The organism is Brevundimonas sp. UBA5936, from assembly GCA_002430835.1.
Classification (GTDB): Bacteria; Pseudomonadota; Alphaproteobacteria; order Caulobacterales; family Caulobacteraceae; genus Brevundimonas.
Map to the genome: position 1 here is coordinate 1 of DJDA01000141.1, position 5,389 is coordinate 5,389.

The 5,389-nt window shown below is 67.6% G+C and carries 5 protein-coding genes and 1 pseudogene; 1 reads left to right on the plus strand and 5 read right to left on the minus strand.

Features of this window, described 5'->3' with window-relative positions; translation table 11 throughout:
* Positions 1 to 50: 50 nt before the first annotated feature.
* Positions 51 to 341, plus strand: coding sequence for a recombinase family protein (locus B2Y21_RS15960; protein ID WP_414632859.1), 291 nt, complete (start codon positions 51 to 53; stop codon positions 339 to 341).
* On the opposite strand, the gene B2Y21_RS14575 is transcribed toward B2Y21_RS15960, so the two are convergent.
* From B2Y21_RS14575 to B2Y21_RS14595, 5 genes and pseudogenes are all read right to left on the minus strand, one after another.
* Positions 265 to 1,872, minus strand: a complete 1,608-nt coding sequence (locus tag B2Y21_RS14575) for a recombinase family protein (RefSeq protein ID WP_292060536.1) — start codon at positions 1,870 to 1,872, stop codon at positions 265 to 267. The genes B2Y21_RS15960 and B2Y21_RS14575 overlap by 77 nt on opposite strands.
* A 29-nt stretch (positions 1,873 to 1,901) precedes the next feature.
* A pseudogene (locus B2Y21_RS14580) lies at positions 1,902 to 2,543 on the minus strand (magnesium chelatase domain-containing protein); the annotation flags it as partial.
* Positions 2,544 to 2,608: 65 nt separating this feature from the next.
* Positions 2,609 to 3,301 (minus strand): hypothetical protein, encoded by a 693-nt coding sequence (locus B2Y21_RS14585; protein WP_292060537.1) that lies wholly within the window; start codon positions 3,299 to 3,301, stop codon positions 2,609 to 2,611.
* A 26-nt stretch (positions 3,302 to 3,327) separates the two neighbouring features.
* Entirely contained in the window at positions 3,328 to 4,278 is a 951-nt protein-coding gene (gene gshB / locus B2Y21_RS14590; protein ID WP_292060538.1) for a glutathione synthase, read from the minus strand.
* 163 nt (positions 4,279 to 4,441) lie between these two features.
* On the minus strand, positions 4,442 to 5,254 hold the full coding sequence (locus tag B2Y21_RS14595; RefSeq protein ID WP_046652650.1) for a SirB1 family protein: 813 nt from the start codon (positions 5,252 to 5,254) through the stop codon (positions 4,442 to 4,444).
* Positions 5,255 to 5,389 lie beyond the last annotated feature (135 nt).

A 5,389-nucleotide genomic window follows, 5' to 3' on the forward strand; every position in this document is an offset into this window, starting at 1 on the left:
CCAATCGACTACACCTTGCTCGAACCATGGTCGATTGTCATGGTCCGGGCATGGTCTCCCAGACGATCCAGCCAACGATTCCTGCCACCGTCTATGTGCGCTGGTCGTCGGAAGCCCAGACAGGGCGCGACAGCCTTCGGCGCCAGCTTGAGGCGGCCCAGCGGTATGCGGACGAGCATCGTCTCCTCATCGTCGAAACCATCATCGACGAGGCAGTCTCCGCATTCTCTGGTCACCATCTGACCAAGGGTCGGCTCGGACAGTTCATCCGTCGTGTGCCCGCTTGGCGAAGCGGCCAAGCGGGTCACGCTTCGGGTCACCACGTTGAGGCGAACAGCTAAACCAGATCGCGCCTTCGTAGCCGACGCATCGCAGTTCAACGCGACGGTGATGCTCGTGGAAAACTGCTGTGAACCCGGCCGCTTTTGCCGCATGGGCGATCCGGGCGCGCACGAGAAATTTCGATGACCTGCACGTTGGCAGGTCTGGGTCTCGCAACTCCTCGATGGCAGCTTGGAGGTCTGGAAGGCCAGCACCATGCTCTTCGACGACAAGGACGTCCTTGAGCCTGCCCTCTTCGATCCGAGCCAGCCGAAGTAGGTCACGAGCAGCCGCGACCGCCGCCACGACTTCATCTGTCGAGTCGTTCTCGAACGACGCCAGCAGCTTCGTCAGGCGGCCAGACAGCCGCACCACGTCTCGCTGAACTCGGTGCAGTTCGTCCCGCGTTCTGCTGGCAGCGGGCGCGTTCCGCGCCTTCGGGTCCACCCGCATCGCGGCATCCAGAAACTGCCGCTCTGCCTCATTGAAGTTGAAGAGGGCGCGGCAGCTACAGCCGCGTCGCCGCCGAGCAGACGAGCACGCCAGATACCGTTCCGCATCACCTTTGCCGACGTAGGTCATGCTGCCGCCACAGGCGGCGCATTGAGCTATTCCGGTGAGGATGTTCCTGAAGTTGGCGCCTTTGCGACCGGCGGCTCCGTGTCTGCGGGCGATGATCGCGGCTCTCGCCTTGAGTGCGAGGCTCTCGGCGATGATGGGAGGGAAGTAGCTGGGGACCGGAGGACCGGCCGGAACTCTGCGCCCACCCTCCATGGTGTGGGGCTGATAGATGCCGAGGGCCGCATCGCTGGAGAGGAGCTTCTGGATGTAGCTGGCATGCCAGCCATTCTTGCCTCGGAAGGGCGGAACGCCCGCGTCATTTAGTCGTGCTGCAATCGACCCTTTGCCGATCCCCGAGGCCGTCTCGGCGAAGATCAGTCGAACGATATCAGCGCGCTCTTCCACGATCTCGAACTTCGACCGATCCGGGGCAAGACGAAGCCATGCCGGGCATGTCTTGGTCAGTTTGCGGACGTCGGCTTCACGCCGCTTCCGCTCCCACGCGGCCCGAACCCTTTTACTTTTGGTAGCCGACTCCTCGTGAGCGCGAAGCATGACGATGAGGCTTCCGAGGAGGCGAAGCCCGCCATCCTCTCCCATGCTCTCGCGCGTGAATTGCTGTCGATCCGTTAAAGTGACCAGCGTGATGCCCGCGTTGATCAGACCGATGAATGGGGCCAGAGCATCAAGAGGGGCCTGACGGTTAAGTCGGTCCAGACTCTCGCAGATCAGGACGTGCGGCATCGCGACAGCACGATCCTCAACACGACGGATGAACTGTCCGAGCCGACCCTTGGTCAGATGGTGACCAGAGAATGCGGAGACTGCCTCGTCGATGATGGTTTCGACGATGAGGAGACGATGCTCGTCCGCATACCGCTGGGCCGCCTCAAGCTGGCGCCGAAGGCTGTCGCGCCCTGTCTGGGCTTCCGACGACCAGCGCACATAGACGGTGGCAGGAATCGTTGGCTGGATCGTCTGGGAGACCATGCCCGGACCATGACAATCGACCATGGTTCGAGCAGATTGTGGCCCCCGGCGGCGGCGATCTCCAGCGCCCGCTTGGCGCCCTCCTGTCCCTTGACCTCACGCAGGTCGGGAACCGTGCGCCCTTCCAGCACCGGCCCTGGTTGAGGCGGACGCAGCACCTGGGTTCCGCGGAAATGGTTGATCAAGCCGATCAGGGAGCGCGGCGCCAGCAGCCGCGCCTCGCCCGCCCAGGCCGCCTCGGGCCCGTTGGCCTCGGGGCAGATCAGACCCAGCCCCATGGCGTTCACCGCCATGGCGGCGGGCAGGGTTCCGCCGACCGCCGCAATCTGGCCGTCCAGACCCAGTTCGCCCACCGCCGCCCAGCCGTCCAGAGCGTCCGGCCCGATCACCCCCATGGAGGCCAGCAGGGCCAGGGCGATGGGCAGGTCGAAATGACTGCCCTCCTTGGGCAGGTCGGCGGGGGCCAGATTGGCGATCACCTTCTTGGCCGGCAGCGCCAGGCCGATGCCCGCAAAGGCGCCGCGCACCCGCTCGCGGCTCTCGGCCACCGCCTTGTCCGGCAGACCGACGATGGCGAAGGCCCCGGCGGGCGAACCGACCTGCTGGACCTCTACATCGACCCGGCGCGCGTCGACGCCGTCGAAAGCCACCGTCACCACCCGCGCGACCATGCCGTTCCCTCCCGCACCGAGAGAACAAATCACGAACCAATCAACACTGCAAGAGCATTGTTCGGTCAGTTCGACGGCAGGTCGGCCTCCGGCGCGATCGTGTGGATCACCTGCCCCTCGGCGTTCAGGAACTGGATGGCGCCGAAGCCTTCCTCGGTCACGGTCAGGCGCAGGCGCGGCTTGTCGTTCCTGTCCGACAGGGCGACGGCGGGCGTGCCGTCGGCGGCCAGCGACAGGCGCATCCGCGTCGGCGTCTGCACGCCCGGAACCAGCGCCCCGCCCAACCCCGGTTCGCGCACCAGCGGCGGCGCCTGGTTGAAGACGAAGCTGACCGAGCCGTCGGGAGACACCCGCCAGCCGACGGCGTCCATCGCCGGATGATCCAGCGCCAGAACGGCCATGCCGCCCTCGACGTCGGCCGTGCCGAAACCGCCCCGCTCGCTGCCCTTGTCGTCGTAAAGGATCAGACCGGCGACGTTGAAGGCGCGCTTATATTGAACGCCGTCGATGATCGGCGGCGGGGTCGCGCCCGATAGCGTCATGCGGATGGTCCCGTCGGCGTCGACGATGTCGATGCGCCGCGCACTGATGCGGTCGTGATCCGGCGTCTCGATCCGGGTCTGCGGCGTGCGGGTCTCGATGATCCGCTCCAGCACCTCCAGCGACGGGCGTTTCGGGGCCGCCTCCTGGGCCGCCGCCGGGCAGGCGATCGCCAGCGCCAGGGCGGCGGACGCCCCGGCCTTGTTCAGTACGCTCATAAAGTCCCCTCCCGTGCAGCGCGGCGTCAGGCGGCCGCGCGTTTCCTCTTCTCGATGACCTCCCACATGCGCTCGGTCGCATCGATCCCGGCGAAGTTCAGCAGCTGCTGGGCGCCGGTGGGCGAGGTCACGTTGATCTCGGTCAGATAGTCACCGATCACGTCGATGCCGACGAAGATCAGGCCGCGCTCCTTCAGATAGGGGCCGATGGCGGCGCAGATCTCCAAATCGCGCGGCGTCAGCTCGACCGGCGCCGCCGTGCCGCCGACGCGCAGGTTGGAGCGCACCTGGTCCTTGGCCGGAATGCGGTTGATGGCGCCGACCGGCTCGCCGTCGATCAGGATGACGCGCTTGTCGCCCGCCGAGACGGCCGGGATGAATTTCTGAATCACCAGAGGATCGCGCGACCCGGCCGCGTGAATCTCGATCAGGGCCTCCAGGTTCGGATCGTCCGCCTTCAGCCGCACCACGCCCGACCCGGCCGCGCCGTGCAGGGGCTTGAGCACCACGTCGCCGTGGCGACGGTGGAAGTCGACCAGGGCCTCGGGGTCGGACGACACCAGGGTCGGCGGCTGCAGGCCGGGGAAAAGGGTGGCGATCAGCTTCTCGGGCGCCGAGCGCACCTCGGCCGGGTCATTGACCACCAGGGTCTTGGGATGCACCCGCTCCAGCAGATAGGTGGCGGTGACATAGGCCATGTCGAACGGCGGATCCTGACGCATCAGGATGACGTCCACGTCCTCGGCCAGGTCCAGCCGCTGCTCGGGGCCGAAGTCGGCGTGGTTTCCCTGCTCGCGCTTCACCGTCACCGGACGGGCGCGGCAGAACAGGCGGCCGTCCTCCAGCGCCAGGGTGCGGAAGTCATAGACCCACAACTTGTGGCCGCGCGCCTGCCCGGTCAGGGCCATCAGGAAGGTGGTGTCCGACTCGACGTTGACCGCCTCGAGCGGATCCATCTGGATGGCGACCTTGAGCATGGGGTGTCCTTCTTTGTGGCGCTATCGCGCGCGCCGCGGGCGCGCGCTGCTTGAGCTGGTTTTAGTCGCGCTATCGCTCGCGCCGCGGGCGCGCGCTGCTTGAGCGCCGAAGCGCCGTCAGTACCTACTTGAGGCGCGAGGCTGCGCGCCGCAAGGCCGCGCTTCAGTTCAACCGCATCCGCACCCGGTCCAGTCGGGCGTCGCAGGCGGCGATCGGCTCGCCCAGGGTGCGGGCACGCGACAGGGCCTGCATGGCGCCGGTCAGGGCGCCCTGCTTCTCGCGGGCGGCGGCCACGTCCAGCCAGGGGCGGTGATCCTCGGGGTCCAGCAGGGCGCGACGCAGGGCCGAGCGTTCGGCGCCTTCATAGTCGCGGGCCTGAAGGGCGCGGGTGAACAGGATGTTCTGCAGACGGATCAAGGCCTGACGCTCGCTGACCGGCGCCATCAGCAGGTCCAGACGGTCGGCCACATGCGGGGTCAGCCCCGCCAGCAGGGCGCGGCGCGTCAGCTCCGACGGCAGGACCAGCCGCCCCTGGCTGAACGGGTCCAGCGCCACCGGCCCCTCGGGCGTCTCGACCCGCAGCAGGACGTGACCGGGAAAATCGACCGGCGCCGCCGTCAGCCCCGCCCGGCGCGCCGCGTCCAGATAGAAGATGACCAGCACAGCCGACAGGCCGCGTCGCCGCTCGGCCACGTCGATGACGTCCGTATTGGCCGGATGGTCGTAGTTCAGCAGGTCGCCGTTCAGCCGCAGGTCGCCCGCCAGGGCCTCGGTCAGGGCGTCGTCGGGGCTTTCGTTGGCGGCCCGCTCCTTGAGCCGCTGGGCCGCGTGATCGGCCAGAATGCGCACACAGTCGGCGTCGCGGAACGGATAGTCGTGAATGGCGCAGGCGATGGCGCAATCCAGCAGGGGAAAGGCTTCATCCGCCCCCTGTCCCGCCTGGGCCAACACCGCCTCTGCTTCCTCGCGCGTCAACGCCGGTCCGCTCCCGTGGAGATCACGCCGCGAAGATGACGCGGAAAACGTCCGGGGGCCAGCGCCACCATGTCGATTCTCAGGTCCAGCCCCGACAGGGTCGGTCGCCCGCGCGCCGCCGCCTCGGCCGCGCGG